This is a genomic window from Aeromonas sp. 130281 (assembly GCF_056642115.1).
In genome coordinates, this window is sequence record NZ_JBWVQS010000001.1 from 443,616 (window position 1) to 461,113 (window position 17,498).

Annotated in this window: 20 protein-coding genes; 8 read left to right on the top strand and 12 right to left on the bottom strand. The window is 64.3% G+C overall.

Translation table 11 applies throughout. The features are described from left to right. Positions 1 to 202: 202 nt before the first annotated feature. The 12 genes from yfiB to pspA all read right to left on the bottom strand — a co-directional run bounded on the left by yfiB (position 203) and on the right by pspA (position 9,894). A complete protein-coding gene (yfiB, locus tag AC1IN8_RS01970) occupies positions 203 to 691 on the bottom strand; it encodes an outer membrane lipoprotein YfiB (protein WP_139437861.1) in 489 nt (162 codons plus the stop codon). A gap of 34 nt (positions 692 to 725) precedes the next feature. Next, positions 726 to 1,973, bottom strand: a complete 1,248-nt coding sequence (gene dgcN / locus AC1IN8_RS01975) for a diguanylate cyclase DgcN/YfiN (RefSeq protein WP_479757885.1) — start codon at positions 1,971 to 1,973, stop codon at positions 726 to 728. Beyond that, positions 1,970 to 2,521 (bottom strand): regulatory sequestration protein YfiR, encoded by a 552-nt coding sequence (gene yfiR, locus AC1IN8_RS01980; RefSeq protein ID WP_139437875.1) that lies wholly within the window; start codon positions 2,519 to 2,521, stop codon positions 1,970 to 1,972. Before yfiR ends, dgcN begins: the two co-directional genes overlap by 4 nt. A gap of 192 nt (positions 2,522 to 2,713) precedes the next feature. Then, a complete protein-coding gene (tyrR, locus tag AC1IN8_RS01985; protein ID WP_139437865.1) occupies positions 2,714 to 4,261 on the bottom strand; it encodes a transcriptional regulator TyrR in 1,548 nt (515 codons plus the stop codon). Between the two features lie 140 nt (positions 4,262 to 4,401). Continuing rightward, positions 4,402 to 4,503, bottom strand: coding sequence for a 4a-hydroxytetrahydrobiopterin dehydratase (locus AC1IN8_RS01990; RefSeq protein ID WP_202045374.1), 102 nt, complete (start codon positions 4,501 to 4,503; stop codon positions 4,402 to 4,404). A gap of 39 nt (positions 4,504 to 4,542) precedes the next feature. Then, a complete protein-coding gene (locus AC1IN8_RS01995; RefSeq protein WP_265435606.1) occupies positions 4,543 to 4,881 on the bottom strand; it encodes a 4a-hydroxytetrahydrobiopterin dehydratase in 339 nt (112 codons plus the stop codon). 40 nt (positions 4,882 to 4,921) lie between these two features. Next, positions 4,922 to 5,716 (bottom strand): phenylalanine 4-monooxygenase, encoded by a 795-nt coding sequence (gene phhA / locus AC1IN8_RS02000; RefSeq protein ID WP_319913741.1) that lies wholly within the window; start codon positions 5,714 to 5,716, stop codon positions 4,922 to 4,924. A 220-nt stretch (positions 5,717 to 5,936) separates the two neighbouring features. Then, positions 5,937 to 6,968 carry a YcjF family protein gene (locus AC1IN8_RS02005; RefSeq protein ID WP_479757886.1) on the bottom strand — a complete coding sequence of 344 codons (1,032 nt, stop codon included), beginning with the start codon at positions 6,966 to 6,968 and terminating at the stop codon, positions 5,937 to 5,939. Positions 6,969 to 6,998: 30 nt separating this feature from the next. Beyond that, positions 6,999 to 8,405 (bottom strand): YcjX family GTP-binding protein, encoded by a 1,407-nt coding sequence (locus tag AC1IN8_RS02010; protein WP_319916933.1) that lies wholly within the window; start codon positions 8,403 to 8,405, stop codon positions 6,999 to 7,001. A 75-nt stretch (positions 8,406 to 8,480) separates the two neighbouring features. After that, on the bottom strand, positions 8,481 to 8,882 hold the full coding sequence (gene pspC / locus AC1IN8_RS02015; RefSeq protein WP_202045366.1) for an envelope stress response membrane protein PspC: 402 nt from the start codon (positions 8,880 to 8,882) through the stop codon (positions 8,481 to 8,483). Between the two features lie 94 nt (positions 8,883 to 8,976). After that, positions 8,977 to 9,213: an envelope stress response membrane protein PspB gene (gene pspB, locus AC1IN8_RS02020; protein WP_042650412.1), complete on the bottom strand. Its 237-nt coding sequence runs from the start codon at positions 9,211 to 9,213 to the stop codon at positions 8,977 to 8,979. 3 nt (positions 9,214 to 9,216) lie between these two features. Further along, on the bottom strand, positions 9,217 to 9,894 hold the full coding sequence (pspA, locus tag AC1IN8_RS02025) for a phage shock protein PspA (RefSeq protein WP_106886961.1): 678 nt from the start codon (positions 9,892 to 9,894) through the stop codon (positions 9,217 to 9,219). Positions 9,895 to 10,089: 195 nt separating this feature from the next. Between pspA and pspF the strand changes: the two genes are divergently transcribed. The 8 genes from pspF (at position 10,090) to AC1IN8_RS02065 (ending at position 17,406) form a co-directional block, all read left to right on the top strand. Beyond that, positions 10,090 to 11,133, top strand: a complete 1,044-nt coding sequence (gene pspF, locus AC1IN8_RS02030; protein ID WP_139435480.1) for a phage shock protein operon transcriptional activator — start codon at positions 10,090 to 10,092, stop codon at positions 11,131 to 11,133. Positions 11,134 to 11,392: 259 nt separating this feature from the next. Next, positions 11,393 to 12,988: an ABC transporter substrate-binding protein SapA gene (sapA, locus tag AC1IN8_RS02035; protein ID WP_479758452.1), complete on the top strand. Its 1,596-nt coding sequence runs from the start codon at positions 11,393 to 11,395 to the stop codon at positions 12,986 to 12,988. Between the two features lie 76 nt (positions 12,989 to 13,064). Beyond that, the gene (locus AC1IN8_RS02040; protein WP_139435478.1) at positions 13,065 to 14,024 is read left to right on the top strand and encodes an ABC transporter permease; all 960 of its coding nucleotides are present in this window, start codon (positions 13,065 to 13,067) and stop codon (positions 14,022 to 14,024) included. A gap of 221 nt (positions 14,025 to 14,245) precedes the next feature. Further along, entirely contained in the window at positions 14,246 to 15,139 is an 894-nt protein-coding gene (locus AC1IN8_RS02045) for an ABC transporter permease subunit (protein WP_139435476.1), read from the top strand. Continuing rightward, positions 15,139 to 15,267 carry a hypothetical protein gene (locus AC1IN8_RS02050; RefSeq protein ID WP_319916931.1) on the top strand — a complete coding sequence of 43 codons (129 nt, stop codon included), beginning with the start codon at positions 15,139 to 15,141 and terminating at the stop codon, positions 15,265 to 15,267. The genes AC1IN8_RS02045 and AC1IN8_RS02050 overlap by 1 nt, the downstream gene beginning before the upstream one ends. Then, entirely contained in the window at positions 15,267 to 15,395 is a 129-nt protein-coding gene (locus AC1IN8_RS02055; RefSeq protein WP_479757888.1) for a hypothetical protein, read from the top strand. The genes AC1IN8_RS02050 and AC1IN8_RS02055 overlap by 1 nt, the downstream gene beginning before the upstream one ends. A gap of 120 nt (positions 15,396 to 15,515) precedes the next feature. Then, entirely contained in the window at positions 15,516 to 16,514 is a 999-nt protein-coding gene (locus tag AC1IN8_RS02060) for a peptide ABC transporter ATP-binding protein (RefSeq protein ID WP_005325353.1), read from the top strand. A gap of 106 nt (positions 16,515 to 16,620) precedes the next feature. Further along, positions 16,621 to 17,406 carry a peptide ABC transporter ATP-binding protein gene (locus AC1IN8_RS02065; protein ID WP_005325357.1) on the top strand — a complete coding sequence of 262 codons (786 nt, stop codon included), beginning with the start codon at positions 16,621 to 16,623 and terminating at the stop codon, positions 17,404 to 17,406. Positions 17,407 to 17,498: the final 92 nt, after the last annotated feature.

Genomic DNA, 17,498 nt, shown 5'->3' on the forward strand with positions numbered 1-17,498 from the left:
TTGTGCTGGATCAAGTCAGGGACATTGAGAGGGCGTCATCTTATCCCTCTGCTTGGACGCGAGAGAGCATGCAAAGCGGGATCATGCAGGAGGCGTGGCAGGAAGAGAGCCACTCTCCGGCGGGAGAGTGGTGGCACACACGCGGTCAGGCCAGGGAAGGATCCCGGCGGCAGGATCAGGGCGCTGACGCTGGCTGGGCAGATCAGCCGTTGTCTATGATGATGGCGACCCGGCGGTTCTCCGCCCGCCCGGCGGCGGTGCCGTTATCGGCGATGGGCGCCTCTTCACCCCGTCCACGGATGTCCAGGTTGGCTGCGGGCATGCCCACAGACGCCAGCACCTCGGCCACGGACTGGGCCCGTTTCAACGAGAGCTGCTGGTTGTAGGCCGCCTCGCCGTTGGAGTCGGTATGACCGTCTACCCGGGCCCGGTTCAGACCCACCTCAATCAGGGCCCTGCCCAAGGCTTCCACCACCTGGCGGGTGCCAGGATTGAGGGCCCCCACGTTGTTGGCAAAGAGCACCTTGTTGGAGATATCCAGGGTCCAGCCCTCGTCGGTCAGGTGAAACCCCTGCTCCTTGAGTGCGGCGATCTGCGCCTCGGTGAGACCCTGGGGGGCGCTCTGACAAGCCGCCAGCCCACCGAGCAAGAGTGCGAACAGGCCTGCTCTCATCAGGTTGAAAAACGTCATCATTCTTGTCCTTTCATTATTTTCAATATCAATTTCAAGTGGTTGCCTTATGGTCTCCGGATCCCTCCCTGCGTTGTCGTTTGGATTCATACATGGCGCCGTCGGCGGCCTGTAACAGGGCATCCGCCGTCTCCCCCTGCTCGGGGTAGAGGGCGGAACCGACGCTGATGCCGACCCCCAGATGACGACCATCGCTCAAGACCACCGGGGTGCTCATCGCCTGCTGGATCCGCATCACGACCTCCTGCACCTCACTCCCCTGATGCACCGGGGAGAGCAGGACCACAAACTCGTCCCCCCCGAGGCGACACACCAGGTCCATGGGCCTGAGCTGATGCTGTACCCGCCGCGCCAGCGCGATGAGCACCTCGTCACCTATGGCATGGCCCAGGTTGTCATTGATCTGCTTGAAGCGATCACAGTCCAGATAGAGCAGGGCGAACCGCTCCTGCCGGGTGCGCCCGGCCTGGATGGCCTGCCCCAGACGCGCCTCGAACAGCGCCCGGTTGGGCAGTCCGGTGAGGGGATCATGGGTTGCCTGGTGCAGCAGGGTGGCGTTCTCGCGCTTCTGGTGAGCCTGCCAGGCCTCCAGCTCGTCGAGCAGTGAATTGAAGTCCACCCCGAGCTCGTGCAGCTCGGCGATATTGGCCGCCGGCACCCGCTGCTTGAGGGCGCGCTGGCGGCTGACGTTGTAGGCGACCTCGGCCAGGGCCTTGAGGGGCGCCGTGATGGAACGCTGCATCCGGCGCGCCACATAGAGCGCCCCCAGGATACTGAGCAGCAGGCACACCAGGGTCGCCATCAGGGTCTGCAACAGGAAGCGCAGCAGGTATTGCCCATGGCCGACCAGATGAACTCGGCCTATCTCCTTGTTTTCCCTCACCATGGGCAGCTCCACAGGCCCCGGCAGGATCTGGCGGGCCAGATGCTGCTCCAGACTGGTCCAGGGGGTCGTGATGTCCCGGCGCCAGCTCGCCAGCACCTGGCCGCCGGGCAGCAGAATGCTGGCGCTGGCCACGTCCTCCCGGGAGGTGATGGCCTCGAGGGCATCCTTGGCCGCATCCTTGTCATCGAACACCACGGCCGCTTCCGCGGTGTAGCTGATGGCCCGCGCCACCAGCTTGAGGTTGTGATCCGCATAGAGGCGCAGCGCCAGCAGCGCCGTGATGGTCAGGAAGAGGCCCGCCATGCAGACGGCGGTCAGGGAGATCATCATGTGGGTGCGCCCCAGGCTCTGGCGCAGGGTGAGCCGCGGGGCGACGGTGTGGATCCTGGCGCTCATCGTGCCTCCTCATCCGCTCTTGCGAGCTTCAGCACGGCCGGGTGCACCCGCACGCCGCTGCGAGCCAGCGCATCCAGGTTGACCCGAAAACGAACCCTCTCCTTGCGGGCCTGCAGGCAGAACACCGCATCGGCGATGCACTCGCTGCTCTGCTCGCTGATGCTGAGGATGGCGTATCCCCGCAGACGCTCGAACAGGGAGAGCCGCTGCTCGGGGGCCAGCACCCCCAGATAGATGACATCGCAGCGCTGGATCAGCGCCTCATCGTCGACCTCGTAGCGATGCACATCCACCGGGCGGCCATTGGCCTGCTGGCTGATGGTGAGCAGCGACGCCGCATATTCCGTGGGCGCGGCCACGCAGAGCCGCAACCTGGCAGGCTCGCTGGGCCAGCGGGTGTAGCTCAGGATATCGAGCACTGTCTGCCGCACCAGCTCGCTGCGCACTTCCGCCGAGGTCGCCGGCGCCGCCTCGCAGGCCAGCACCCAGAGGCAGCACAGGGGCGTCAGCCACGCCAGGATCCGAAAAGAGGAGAATAACTGCATCATGCCCGCGCTTATGCCCACGTCGGTACCCGGGAGGTCCGACGCCCATGGAGGGAGTGCCAGAGAGGAGTCGCACCGAGCTTATCAGCCGCCCAGCGGCTGCCTATCCGCCCTGACCTTGGCTGCGTCACCGGCCGACGCAGCGAGGGCCGCCCCACAGACCAGGACGGCGGCCCCGGGGGCACGCCTGCAGGGTTACTTCTTGCCAATCCCATATTCACGCAGCTTGTTGGCGATGGCGGTATGGGAGACCCCGAGCCGCTTGGCCAGTTGGCGAGTAGAGGGGAAGGCCGGGTAGAGCCGCTCCAGCAGCCGGCTCTCGAAGCGTTTCACCGCCTCGTCGAGCCCCCCTTCGAACCACTCGTCGATAAGGGGCATGGCATCCGCCGCCACCGGCAAGTCAACGTGCTCGGGGCCGAGTTCGTCCCCTTCCAGCAGGGTCATGGCCCGGTAGAGGCAGTTGCGCAGCTGGCGCACATTGCCGGGCCAGCGGTAGGCGGTCAGGTACTCGGCCATGTTGCGGGTAAAGCGCGGGCGCGGGCGCTGCAACTCGCTCGCGAAGCGGGAGACGAACTGCTGGGCCAGCGCCATGATGTCCGCCTTGCGCTCGCGCAGGGGGGGCAGCGCCAGACTCAGCACATTGAGGCGGTAGTAGAGATCTTCCCGGAACTTGCCTTCGTGCACCAGATCCAGCAACTGCTTCTGGGTGGTGCAGATGAAGCGCACGTTGACCCTCACCTCCTGCTCGTCCCCGACTCGGCGAAAGACCCCGTCCTGCAGCACCCGCAGGAACTTGGTCTGCAGATGGGGGGACATGTCCCCTATCTCGTCCAGCATCAGGGTGCCGCCGCTCGCCAGCTCCAGCACCCCGCGCTTGCCCTCGGTGTTGTTGCCAAAGGCGCCGGGGGCGTAGCCAAACAGCTCGCTCTCGGCCACGTTGTCCGGCATGGCGGCGCAGTTCAGCGCCATGAAGGGGTGGCTGGATCTCAGGCTGGCGCCATGACAGGCGCGGGCCAGCAGCTCCTTGCCGGTGCCGGTCTCCCCCACGATGAGCAAGGGGGCATCCTGCATCGCGAGTTTCGCGGCCTGGGCCAGCACCTCCTTCATCTTCTGGCTCTCGGCCTGCAGGTGCTCGAAGCCCCCCACCTCCACCGCGTGGAGCGCGCTGAAGTGCATGCCGACCCGACGGGCGGACTTGAGCACCACCACGGCGCCGGCCAGGGCCTGCTTGCCCTTCTCTTCTGCCACGAACAGCGGCATCAGATCCCCGAGGTACTCCTCGCCGCCGAGGCTGAGTTTGCAGGTCTGGGGCTTGATCTCGCTCGCCTCCAGCCAGCGGGCGAAGGAGAAGCCCTTGACCAGGGAGCCGAGCGCCACCCCGCGCACCTCTTCCGGCGGCAGCGCCAGCGTGGTGAGGGCGGCCTGATTGGCCTGGGTCACCCGTCCCTTGCTGTCGAGGGAGAAGACCAGATCCGGCAGCGCCTTGAGCAGGGCCTCTATCTCGTGATGCTCTCGCTCGGAGGGCATGTAGGGGATGGTCTTGACGTCATAGACGCCGGGAATGCGGCGGATCTCCGGCATCAGATGCTGGAAATCGCGAAACTCCAGCTCGGGGAAATTGAGATAGATGATGCCTGAGGTATCGATTTCGATGCCGCGCAGATCGATGTTGTGCTCCACCAGTCGGTCGAGCAGTTCCCGGGTCAGGCCCAGACGGTCTTCACAGCTGACTTCAAGACGCATTCGGCACACACTTCCTAGCTAACATTCTGAATAGCCGGATGATACAGACTCGATCCCGCCAGTGCGAGCGCTCCCCCATAAAAATGCGGGCCTGCCCCGTTTTCACCGGGCAGGCCCTGTTTCTTCGCGTCAAGCCGCGGTTACTTCATCAGCTCGTCGGTGCGTGCCGCCATGATGAAGTCGTTGCGGTGCAACCCGCCTATCTTGTGGGTCCACCAGCTCACTGTCACCAAATTGTCCACTCGGTGAGATCCGATGGAGAGGTGGCGCAGGTGATGCCTTCACTTCAGCAGCTCGTCGGTGCGTGCTGCCATGATGAAGTCGTTGCGATGTAATCCTCCTATCTTGTGGGTCCACCAGCTCACTGTCACCTTGCCCCACTCGGTCAGGATCGCCGGGTGGTGGAACTCGGCCTCCGCCAGTTCCCCCAGCCGGTTGGTGAAGGCCAGCGCCTCCTTGAAGTTGCGAAAGGCAAATTCACGCCTCAGTTGCAGCTCGCCGTTCACCACCAGGGGCTGCCAGTCGGGGATGGCGTGCATCAGCTCGCTCAGCTCCTGCTCGGTCACCCTGGGGGCATCGGCGCGGCACGCTTCGCACCGCTGGTTTGCCAGTTCAGACATTCGGGACTCCTTTCATCGATACAATGGGTTGAAAACGGGTTCAGCTCGCCTGCCGACCAGGGGCCGGGGCAAAGCGGGGCGGACGCAGGCCGAGGCGACGGGCCTCGGCCACCGCCGCCATGATCTCCTGCGGCCCCAGGCGGTAGAGGCAATCCAGGCTTGGCAGCACGAAATAGACGGGCTGCATGATGTCGATGCGATAAGGGGTGCGCAGCACCTCCAGCAGGTCGAAGGGTTGCAGCACCGGCTGCCCGGAAAGGGCATAGGCGGTCTCGCCGATGGAGGAGAGGATGCCGCCACCGTAGATGCGCAGCCCCTCCCCCTCCTGCAGGAGACCAAACTCCACGGTGAACCAGTAGAGCCGCGCCAGATAGACCCGATCCTCCTTGCTGGCGTTCAGCCCGAGCTGGCCATAGAGGTGGGTGAAGTGGGCAAAGGCGGGGTTGGTCAGCATGGCGCAGTGGCCGAAGATCTCGTGGAAGATGTCGGGCTCCTGCAGGTAGTCGAGCTCGTCCCGGCGGCGGATGAAGGTGGCCACCGGAAACTGGCGATCAGCGAGCAGGGCAAAGAAGCGATCAAAGGAGATGAGGGCGGGCACGGCGGCCACCGACCAGCCGGTGGTGGGGGTCAGGGCGGCGTTGATCTCCCCCAGTTGCGGGATGCGATCACGGGGCAGTGCCAGCCTCTCCAGCCCCGCCCTGTATGCGTCGCAGGCCTTGCCCTCGAGCGCCGCGAGCTGGCGCGCGATCAGGATCTGCCAGGTCCCCTGCTCTTCCTCCGAGTAGTGGATGACGCCTTGAAGGTCCGGTTGGTGTGCTGTGTAGCGGCTTGCCATGATCCCTGCCATCTCCTGCCCCTAGAGGCCCCTTGTCGTTGCTCTTCAGGATCACTGTAACGGCTTGCCCAGCAAAAAAGCAGCCGACCCCGAGGTCGGCAGCCTGCCACAGATGTAAATAATTTGTGACATCCAGATCTGCTTTCCCGGGGCGCTGTGGTGGTGCAAACGGCCCGCACGAGGAAGGATCAGGCAGGGTGATCCCCGCCCTTGAATGGCGCTATGACTTGCGAAGATAGCCCGCCAGCTGGCCGACAAGCCGCTTGCGCAGCTCCCCGAGCCTGGGTTTCTCGTCCGCACACCAGGGCAGCGGGCGGCACGCCTCTATGGTGCGCAGGCCCAGGCGGGCGGTGAGCAGGCCGGCCCCCACCCCTTGCGCGGCGCGAGCGGAGAGCTTGGCGGTGAGCTCGGCTCCCAGCAAGTCCATCCCCACCTCGGTCACCAGCTCGGTGGCACCGGCGTAGAGCATGTTGCGAAACACCTGGCGGATGAGGCGAATGCGGCTCCAGTAGCCGAGCTCGATGGCGTAGACATCGGCGATGTCCTCGATCATCCGCAGGTTGCGCCACAGCATCAGCATCATGTCGACGGTGGCGAGCGGGCTCAGGGCCACCAGCACGGCGGCCTCCCCCGACCACTTGGCGACCCTGGCCTGGGCGAGTTTATCCCGCTCCCCCAGCACCAGCTGGCTGTAGAGGGTCAGCACCTCCCGATCGCTGTGGCTCTCGTCGAGCTGGGCCAGCCAGGTGTTATACCCCTCCCGCCCCTTGTCGCCGCTCTTCTCGGCCAGGGCCTCGCAGAATGCCTGCCCCTGCCCCACCCCCTGATGGGCGAGCAGATCTTCGGCCCTTGAGCGCACATCCTGGCGCCGCTTGAGGGTGCGCAGCCGCAGCCACTCGCGCCCGACCACGCCGGCCGTGCCCACCGCCACCAGACCCGACGCCAGCAGCCAGGCGCCGCCCCAGAGCGGGGTGGTGAGAAACTGGTCGTAGAGGAAGGCGCCAAACTGGCCCAGGGAGAGCAGGCCGACCGCCCCCAGTCCCCAGGCCAGCAGGCGATGGCGACGGCGAGGCCTGACAGTGAGTGCGGATTCGACCTCGGTGAACTCATCCAGCGCCTCCAGAGGCTCGAAGCTCTCCTCTTCCAGCCGCTGGGCCGGGGCCGGGGGCGGCGTCTCGCTCGCCACCGACAGGGTCGGCTCCAGGATCTCCTTGCCTTGCAGCGGCACCTTCTGTGTTGTCTGATCGTTCATCTTGTTGTCTGCTCCTTGGTGCGGCGCCGGTTATTCGAGGTGATCCCCGAGCAGGAACTCCAGTGCCGCGTCCAGCCGGATATGGGGCAGCGCCTGATGGGCGCTCATGGGCATGGGGCGAAATGCCTGAAAATCGAAGCCTTGGGTGTGCCACCACTGAGCGGGTGGAATATGGGGTGGCACCTCCCCCGGGAAGAGCAAGAGCGGCTCCCCGGCCAGGCTGGTGCCGCGAATGGCCGGAAACTCGCGACCATTGGCGACCCCCTTGCCCACCTCGGTGGCCTTGATGGCGGCCAGCGCCAGGCATTCGGTCTCTATCCCCTCGAAACGGGCCTGACCCCGGCCGCTGCTCACCAGATGCTGGAGCAGGGAGACCAGGGGCCCGTGCTGCTCCGGGGTGACGTGATCGGCCTTGCTCGCCACGAACAGCAGCTTGTCGATGCGCGGGGAGAACAGCCGGCGCCACCAGTTGCTCTTGCCATAGGCGAAGCTCTCCATGATGCGGGCGATGGCCTGCTGCATGTCGCCAAAGCTGGCGGCCCCGGCGTTGAGGGGCGCCAGGCAGTCCACCAGCACTATCTGGCGATCGAAGCCCGCGAAGTGCTGCTCGTAGAAACCCTGCACCAGGTGCTGCTTGTACTGCTCGAAGCGCTGCTTGAAGGTGGCGTAGAGGGTGCCATCGGCGGGCTCCCGGGCTGGCTTGTCCCACACCCAGGGCACGAATTGCAGCAGCGGCGCCCCGGCATACTCCCCCGGCAGCACGAAACGGCCCGGCTGGATGAGGTGCAGCCCGAGCTCCTGCTTGCAGGCGTGCAGATAGTCGGTGTAACGGGCCGCCAGCTCGCAGGCCGGCCGCTCCTCGAAGGCTTGCTCGGCCTGCCAGCCGGGGGTCAGCCAGTCGGCGGCCAGGGCCTGCAGCTCGGGGCGACGCAACTGGGTTGCCACCTGCTCGCTCCACTGCTCGTAGCTCAGATCCAGCAGCGGCAAGTCCAGCAGCCACTCGCCGGGGTAGTCCACCAGATCCACATAGAGGGTGGAGATCTCCCCCAGGTGCCGGCGCAAGGGGTGGCGGGTGCGGTAACGGATTTCCAGGCGCACCTCGGCCACCCCACGTGTCGGCTCTGGCCAATCGGGAGGGTCACCAAACAGGGCATCGAGGCCCCGCTCGTAGGGGAAGGTGGGGATGTGGGCGTTTTGCTGGGGAACCCGGCGGGCGCCGAGGATCCGCCCCTGACGATGGGCATCCCACAGGGGCAGACGGCCGTCGATGGCGGCGTGCTCCAGCTGGTTCACCAGCGCCGTGATGAAGGCGGTCTTGCCGCTGCGCGACAGGCCGGTGACCGCCAGCCGGATGTGGCGATCCCGAGCCCGGTTCACCACCTCAAAGGCCTTGTGCTGCAGCACAGACCATGACTGTTCGAGTTTGTTGCGTATCAAGGCGGGTCTATTTCTCCTGTCACAGCCGAACCATGGGATAAGGGCCGGGGCAACAGCCTCGCGCCCTTGCGGTACTTACAGCTTGCTGAACTCGCGCTGCAGGGTGAACTCCTTGGAGGTCACCAGCTTCTCGAGACGCTGCACCCTTGGCTCGAGCGCGTCGAGCTCCTGGGCGATGCGACCGAGCGCCTGATGGGGAGTGACGCCGGCCTGCCAGCTGCGCGCCTTCATGCGCACCTCGGCAAAGTCCGCCTCCTGCTCCCCAAACAGGGTGACAGGTTTCTTGTCGAGCAGAAACCAGGCGGCTATGTAGGCGGTGAAGGTGATGAAACCGGCGAAGATGAGGCCGCTGATGGCCAGCAGCCGCACTATCCAGGTCTCCACCCCGAAGTAGTCGGCAAGGCCGGCGCAGACGCCGGCTATCTTGCCCTTCTGGGGATCCCGGTAGAGATTGCGAGAGTTATTCGAGGCGCTCATACCTTGTTCCTCCAACCGGGGACCTCGGCATCCGGAATGAAACCCGGTGTACCGACCGACGCAGGCTGCATGTGATGGCAGCAATGGATGGTATTCATACCCTGTTCCTCCAGCCCGGGACCTCGGCATCCAGAATGGATTCCAGGGCCCCGACTCTCTCCTGCATCTTCTCGGCACGGACCAGCAAGCCTTGCAACTGCTCCCGCTCATTGTCGGCGAGACCCGCCCCAATCCGGCCCTTGGCGCGATAGTGCAGCACCAGCCAGATGGGGGCCACTATGACCATGAAGACGATGAGTGGCGTCGCCAATATCCCAAGAATGTCTTCCATTCATCACTCTCCTTTCGAGGCTGTGTCGCTCTGGCCCAGCTTCTGGCGCATGGCCTCCAGTTCGCGGCTGATCTGATCGTCCGCTTCCAGCTCGGCAAACTGCTGGGCCAGGGCCTTGTCGGACTGTCCCAGATCGGCACGGGCTTCCATCTCGTCGATGCGGCGCTCCATGCGCTCGAACTTGCTGACCACGGCCTGGCTGTCGCCACGGGCCACCTGGCTTTGCACGTTCAGGCGGCTGCTGGCCGCTTCGCTGCGAATGGCCATCGCCTTCTGGCGGGCACGGGCGTCTTCGAGCTTGGCTTCCAGCTGGCGGATCTCGTCGCCCAGCTTGTCGATGCCGCTGTCCACCGCCTGCTGCTCGCGATAGAGCGCCTCGGCCAGCTCGCTCTGTTTGTTCTTCTCGATGAGGGCGGCCCGGGCCAGATCCTCGCGCCCCTTGGTCAGGGCCAGCTCGGCCTTGGCCTGCCATTCGTTCACCCGCTCCTGATGGCGGCTGACCTGACGGCCGATCTCTTTCTGGTTGGCGAGGAAGCGGGCCAGGTTGGAGCGCTCCTTCACCAGTTCATCTTCCATCTCCTGGATGATCAGGCGCACCATCTTCTGGGGATCCTCGGCCTTGTCGAGCAGGGACGTCAGATTGGAATTGATGATGTCGGCCAGGCGGGAAAAAATACTCATGGTTCTACTCCTGTGATGGGCATTGGGTTGTTTCTCCATTGACAATGGCAACTTGTGTGCCAATCTGGAACAATAATTAACTTGTTGATTTATATGGGCACTCTCCATGAGTTTCAAGACGCCCGGAACAAGAGATGATTAAAATAACCAACTTTTGGTAAGATTAACCAGATTTTTCAACGAACAGGGATCAGGATGACCACGGCCACGGAAAGTCTGTTGGGTGAGTCCAACGCGTTTCTAGAAATCATCGAGCAGGCCTCGCGACTCGCCCCCCTGCGCAAACCTGTGCTGATCATCGGCGAGCGGGGGACCGGCAAGGAGCTCATCGCCCACCGCCTACATTATCTCTCGGATCGCTGGGATCAAAGCTTTGTCACCATCAACTGCGCCACCTTGAGCGAGAGCCTGCTGGAAACCGAGCTGTTCGGCCACGAGGCGGGCTCCTTCACCGGCGCCGCCAAGCGTCACCAGGGTCGCTTCGAGCGGGCCGATGGCGGCACCCTGTTCCTCGACGAGCTGGCCACCACCAGCGCCCGGGTGCAGGAGAAGCTGCTGCGGGTCATCGAGTACGGGGAGTTCGAGCGCGTAGGCGGCGCCAAGGCGCTCAAGGTGGATGTGCGCCTGGTGTGCGCCACCAACGAGGATCTGCCGCAGCTGGCGGCCCGGGGACAGTTTCGTCACGATCTGCTGGACCGGCTGGCCTTCGATGTCATCACCCTGCCTCCGCTGCGGGAGCGGCGCGAAGACATACTGATGCTGGCGGAGCACTTCGCCCACGGCATGACCCGGGAGCTGGGGTATCCGCTGTTTGCCGGCTTCTCCCGCAAGGCGACCCAGTTGCTGCAAGACTACCCCTGGCCCGGCAACGTGCGGGAGCTCAAGAACGTGGTGGAGCGCAGCCTCTACCGTCAGGGCAATCCGCAGTTGCCGCTCTCTGAGCTGGTGATCAACCCCTTCGACTCCCCCTGGCGCCCCCGGACCGGCAGCCCGTCCCCGGTGGCCACCGAGGCGGCCTCGGCAAGCGGCCCCCAGGCCATGAGCCTGCCGCTGGATCTCAAGGGGGCGGTGGCGGAATACGAGATTAATTTACTCAAGCAAGCGATGCAGCAATCCCAGTATAATCAGCGCAAAGCCGCCCAATTGCTGACCCTGAGCTATCACCAGTTCAGGGGCATGCTGCGCAAATACCAGCTGCTCGAGGGGGATGACAACAATGGCAATGCGGACAACGACTGACCCTTTGCCACCACCCGTTCCGGAGCATGCTGTGCAAATACCAGCTGCTCGTGGAGGATGACAACAATGGCAATGCGGACAACGACTGACCCTTTGCCATCACCCCCGTCGAGACATGCCAGGTAAATACCCGCTGCTCGAGGGAATTGACGAGGGGGAGGTTCGCGCCCCCCGATGGGATGCCCTGCCCGGCAGGATCCCGCAACGCGCCCGCCCTCTGGCGGGCAACTCTGTCTGAAAACATGGTTCCAACATGAGAATGCTCACACCACTGCTGCTCGGTCTCCTGGTACTGGTCACCGGCTGTCAGAAACAAGACGATGCCTCCAGGACCGGACTCATCTATTGTGCCGACGGGGCGCCCAGGTCCTTCAACCCGCAGCTTGCCAATTCAGAGGCGACCCTGGATGCCAGCGCCCGCCCGCTCTACGATCGCCTGCTCGAGGTCAATGCCAATACCCTCAGCATCGAGGGGGGCCTCGCCACCCACTGGCGCAGCAGCGAGGATGGCCTCTCCTATACATTGACGCTGCGCAAGGGCGTGACCTTCCATCGCACCCCCTGGTTCAACCCGACGCGCCACTTCAACGCCGACGACGTGCTCTTCACCTATCATCGCCTGCTGGACGAGCACCACCCCTTCCACCGCATCTCGGGTGGCGAGTACCCCTATTTCCACAGCCTGGGGCTCGGCAGCCTCATCAAGCGGGTCTACAAGAAGGGCCCCCATGAGGTGGTGTTCGAGCTGAACCGGCCGGATGCCTCCTTCCTCGCGACCCTGGCCAGCGACTACGCCATCGTGCTCTCGGCCGAATATGGCGAGCAGATGGACAAGGCAGGCACCCCGGAGCTGCTGGACAGCCGGCCCATAGGCACAGGGCCCTTCAGCTTCAAGGAGTATCGTCACAACGAGTTCGTGCGCTACCTGCGCCACCCCGGCTACTGGGGCGGCGAGGCGAAAATTGAGCAGCTCATCTACGACATCACCCCCAAGTCGTCCAAGCGGCTCGCCAAGCTGCTGACCGGCGAGTGCGACGTGATGAGCACTCCCTCCGCCAGCCAGCTGTCGGTGATAGGCAAGGACTCCCACCTCACTCTGTCGGTGCAGTCGGGGATGAACGTCGCCTTCCTCGCCCTCAATACCCGCAAGGCCCCCTTCAACAAGGTGCAGGTGCGCCAGGCACTGGCCAGTGCCATCAATGTGCAGAACCTGCTGCAGGCGGTCTATTTCGAGACCGGTCAGCCTGCCGCCAGCCTGCTGCCGCCGCTCTCCTGGGGCTACAACCCCTCCCTGACCCAGCGCAAGCCCGATCTGAAGCTCGCCCGCCAGTTGCTCAGGGATGCCGGCTACCCGAACGGGTTCGAGATGCAGGTGCTGGTGCAGCCCGGTGCCCGCCCCTACAACCCGGACGGCCTCAAGACGGCCCAGCTGATGCGCAGCGATCTCGCCAAGATAGGGGTGAAGCTCAAGATAGTGCAGCAGGCCTGGCCGGTCATCGAGACCCGGCTCGCCAAGGGGCAATATGACAGCCTGCTCTCCGGCTGGATCGCCGACAACGCGGACCCGGACAACTTCTTCCGCCAGCTGCTGAGCTGCGCCGCCGTCGAGCGGGGCAACAACTACAGCCGCTGGTGCAGCCCCGCCTTCGATCAGCTGCTGGACGATGCGGTGACCACACCGCAACTCGCGTTCCGTCTGCGCAACTATTACTATGCCCAGTCCCTGCTGGGCGAACAGTTGCCGCTCATCCCGCTGGCCCATGCCCTGCGCACCCAGGTGAGCCGCAGCGACATCCAGGGACTGACCCTCATGCCCTTTGGCGGCACCACCTTCAACCAGGCCCATCGGGAGTGAACATGGCTGACATCCATTCCACAGCTGGCATCTGGCCTCCCTTCCCATCGACGCAGCCCGGCGCGGAGGCATAAGCATGTTTTTTTATATTCTGCGCCGCATCACCCTGCTGGTGATCACCCTGCTGGTGCTGACCATGGGGGCCTACCTGCTGGAGTTTCGCCTCATCGGCCAGGTGCTTGACTTCTGGCACGGCTACCCGGACTTCCTGCAGCGCATCGCCATCGGCGACTTCGGCCTCTCCAGCGTCTCCGGCCTGCCGGTGCTGGACGAGATCCGTCACTACTTCCCGGCGACCCTGACCCTCTGTCTCGCGGCCTTTGCCATCTCGCTGCTGGTGGGGATCCCGCTCGGGACCCTGGCGGCCCTCTATCAGGGGCGCAGCCTGGATCTCTCCATCATGGCCGCCGGCCTCATCGGCTACGCCGTGCCCGTCTTCTGGCTGGCGCTGCTGATGGTGATGTTCTTCTCCCTGGATCTCGGCTGGCTCCCCTCCTCCGGCCAGATCAGCCTGCTCTACGACGTCCCCTCCATCACGGGGATCGCCATCGTCGACGTGCTGATGAGCCAGGAGCCCTGGCGCGAGGCGGCACTGCGTGACGCCCTGCGCCACCTGGTGCTGCCCTCCCTGGTGCTGGCCGTGGTGCCCACCACCGAGGTGATCCGCCACGTGCGCAGCTCCCTCATCGACGTGATGAAGCAGAACTACATCAAGGCCGCCGCCAGCCGTGGTCTCTCTCGCCGCCAGATCGTCTGGCGCCACGGCCTCAAGAACGCCCTGCCCCCCGTGCTGCCCCTGCTCGGCCTGCAGCTCGGCAGCGTGCTCACCTCCGCCATGATCACCGAGGTGGTGTTCGACTGGCCCGGGATCGGCCGCTGGCTGGTGAGCAGCATAGCGCTGCAGGACTATGCCGCCATCCGCGGCGCCTTCCTGGTGGTGGCCAGCTTCGTCATCTTCATCAGCGTCAGCACCGAGTTGCTGACCACCATCATGTATCCGGCACGACGCAAAGAACTCTATGCAAAACAAGACTGAGTATGCCCACAGCGGCACAGACGCCAGCATGTCGGCCTCGCGCTGCTCACCCCCTTTATGCTGTATCCGGCACGGCGCAAAGAACGCCATGCAAAACAAGACTGATTGGGGCCCTTTGACAAGACACTGCCGCATATGCGCCCCCCTTGCCCGCCAAGGCGCAAGACACCCTATGCAACACAAGACTGACCCCGCTCATGGTCAGGGCTGGAGCCTGCATCATGCACGATAAATCGAACATCTATCCGGAGCTCAGGATCCTCTCCCCCCTGGAGCAGACCTGGGCCTCCTATCGCCGCAATCCGCTGGCCATGGGGGGGCTCTGGTGCTTCGGCCTGCTGTTGCTCATCACCCTGGTGGGTCCCCTGGTGGTGCCCTACGGCATCGATGATCAGCACAGCGGCCGCCTGCTGCTGGCCCCCTCCTGGGCCAGCACGGGGAACATCGACTACTTCCTCGGCACCGACGATCTGGGCCGCGACATCCTCTCCCGCCTCGTGGTGGGGGCCCGCCTCACCTTCGGCAACGCCTTGCTGGTGGTGGTGATAGCGCTCCTCGTCGGCTCCGCCATCGGCATCCTCGGCGGCATGAGCAAGGGGGTGAAGTCGAGCGTGCTCCATCACCTGCTCGATACCCTGCTCTCCATCCCCTCCCTGCTGCTGGCCATCATAGTGGTCGCCATCCTGGGGCCCGGGCTGTTCAACACCCTGATCGCCATCACGCTGGCGTTGATACCGCCTTTCATCCGGGCGACCTACAATGCCGTCCACGCCGAGATGCAGAAGGAGTACATCATCGCGAGCCGCCTCGACGGCTCGCCCCCCTTGCGGATCATGCGTCTGGCCATACTGCCGAACATAGTGGAAACCCTGGTGACCCAGACCACCCGCACCCTCTCTGCCGCCATCCTGGATATCTCGGCGGTGGGCTTCCTCGGCCTCGGGGCCCAGTCACCCCAGCCGGAGTGGGGCGCCATGCTGGCGGATTCGAGCGATCTCATCTATCTGGCCCCCTGGACGGTGACCCTGCCGGGCATGGCCATTCTGTTCAGCGTGCTGGTGACCAACCTGGTGGGTGAAGGCATTCGCGAAGCGCTTAAAGAAGGGAACGACTGATGCAATGTTCTATGCCGAAGAAAGGCATGCTCACCCTTGTTCTCCGCCCATGGCTGTACGGCGTGCTGGTCAACCCATCGCTGGTGGGTGAAGGCATTCGCGAAGCGCTCAAAGAAGGGAACGACTGATGCAATGTTCTATGCCGAAGAAAGGCATGCTCACCCTTGTTCTTCGCCCATGGCTGTGCGGCGTGCTGGTCAACCCATCGCTGGTGGGTGAAGGCATTCGCGAAGCGCTTAAAGAGGGGAACGACTGATGGGGGTATCATTGAAGAGAGGCAGCCTAATGGTTCCGGGTTCACGCCGGTGCAGCGTTCAGGCCCTGCCGTCACGAGCCGATACAGTCACCCTCGCGCCGTTAAAAGGGGGAAATCATCATGCCCTTGCTTGATATACGTAACCTGACCATAGAGATCGACACCCCCCAGGGCAAGGTCAAGGCGGTGGACAGGGTCAGCCTGACCCTGAACGAGGGGGAGATCCGCGGTCTGGTAGGAGAATCGGGCTCGGGCAAGAGCCTGGTGGCCAAGGTGATCGTCGGCATCCAGAAGGACAACTGGACGGTGCGCGCCGACCGGATGCGCTTCAACGACATGGACTTGCTGACCATGGCCCCCAAGGAGCGGCGCCGCATCATGGGCCGGGAGATCGCCATGATCTTCCAGGACCCCATCAGCTGCCTCGACCCCTCGGAGGAGATAGGCACCCAGCTGGAAGAGGCCATCCCCACCAGCGCCTTCGCCGGCAAGTTCTGGCAGCGCTTCCAGTGGCGCAAGAAGCGGGCCATCGCCCTCTTGCACCGGGTCGGGGTCAAGGATCACCGCAAGGTGATGCGGGCCTATCCCCACGAGCTGTCGGATGGCATGTGCCAGAAGGTGATGATCGCCATGGCCATCGCCAACCAGCCGCGGCTGCTGGTGGCGGACGAGCCCACCAGCGCCATGGAGTCCACCACCCACTCCCAGATCCTGCGGCTGCTGGACAAGATGAACAAGCTGGGCAACACCACCATCCTCATCATCAGCAACGACATCGCCGCCATCGCGAACCTGACCGACACCATCAATATCATGTACTGCGGCCAGATGGTGGAAGTGGGCACCCGGGATCAGATCCTCGAATCCCCCCGTCACCCCTATACGGACGCCCTGCTCAAGTCCATTCCCGACTTCGACAAGCTGGTGCGCCACAAGTCCCGGCTCGAGACCCTGCCCGGGGTGATCCCCCCCCTGCAGCACCTGCCCATCGGCTGCCGCCTCGGCCCCCGCTGCCCCTACGCCCAGAAGCAGTGCGTGCAGACCCCGCTGATGAGCAAGGTCAAGGGACACCAGTTTAGCTGCCACTTCCCCTTGAACATGGAAGAGCCGAAGAAATGAACCCGAGTCATCACCATTCCATGCCCCAGCTGCCACTTCCCGCTGAACATGGAAGAGCCAAAGAAATGAGCCTGATCGTGAATGTCGTCATGAAGGAGCCAAGCCTGTGATCGAACCCGCCCTGTTGCAGGTCAGGGGCCTGTGCAAGACCTATCAGAACCGCACCGGCCTGTTCCGGCGCCAGGCGGTGGAGGCCATCAAGCCCCTGTCGTTTGATCTCGGAGTGGGCCAGACCCTGGCCATCGTCGGGGAGGCGGGCTCGGGCAAGAGCACGCTGGCGCGGATCCTGGCCGGCATGATAGAGCCGAGCGGCGGCGAGATCGCCATCGAGGGGCAGCCCCTGGTTCATGGTGACTATCAGACCCGCTGCAAGCTGCTGCGGATGATCTTCCAGGACCCCAACACCTCGCTCAACCGAAAAATTCGGGTCGGCCAGATCCTGGAGACGCCGTTGCGCCTCAACACGGCCCTGAGCGAGGAGGAGCGCCGGGAGAAGGTGATCCAGACCCTGCGCATGGTGGGCATGCTGGCGGATCACGCGCTCTTCTACCCCCAGATGCTCTCCGCCGGTCAGCAGCAACGAGTGGGGCTGGCGCGGGCGCTGATCCTCAACCCGAAAATCGTGGTCGCGGATGAGGCGCTCTCCACTCTGGACATCTCGGTGCGCTCCCAGATCATCAACCTGCTGCTGGAGATGCAGGAGACCATGGGGCTGAGCTATGTGCTGGTGGCCAACGATCTGGGCATCGTCAGCCACATCAGCGACGAGGTGCTGGTGATGCACGAGGGCCGGGTGGTTGAGCGCGGCAAGACCTTGCGGGTCTTCGCCGATCCCCAGCACGACGTGACCCGCCGCCTCATTCAGAACTACAACAACGAATACCGCCGCTGATCCCCAGCCGCTCCCCCTCCGGCCCATGGGCCGGGCATAAAAAAACCCGGCCTGATGTCACATCAGTCGCCGGGGGATTGCGCTCAAAAAAG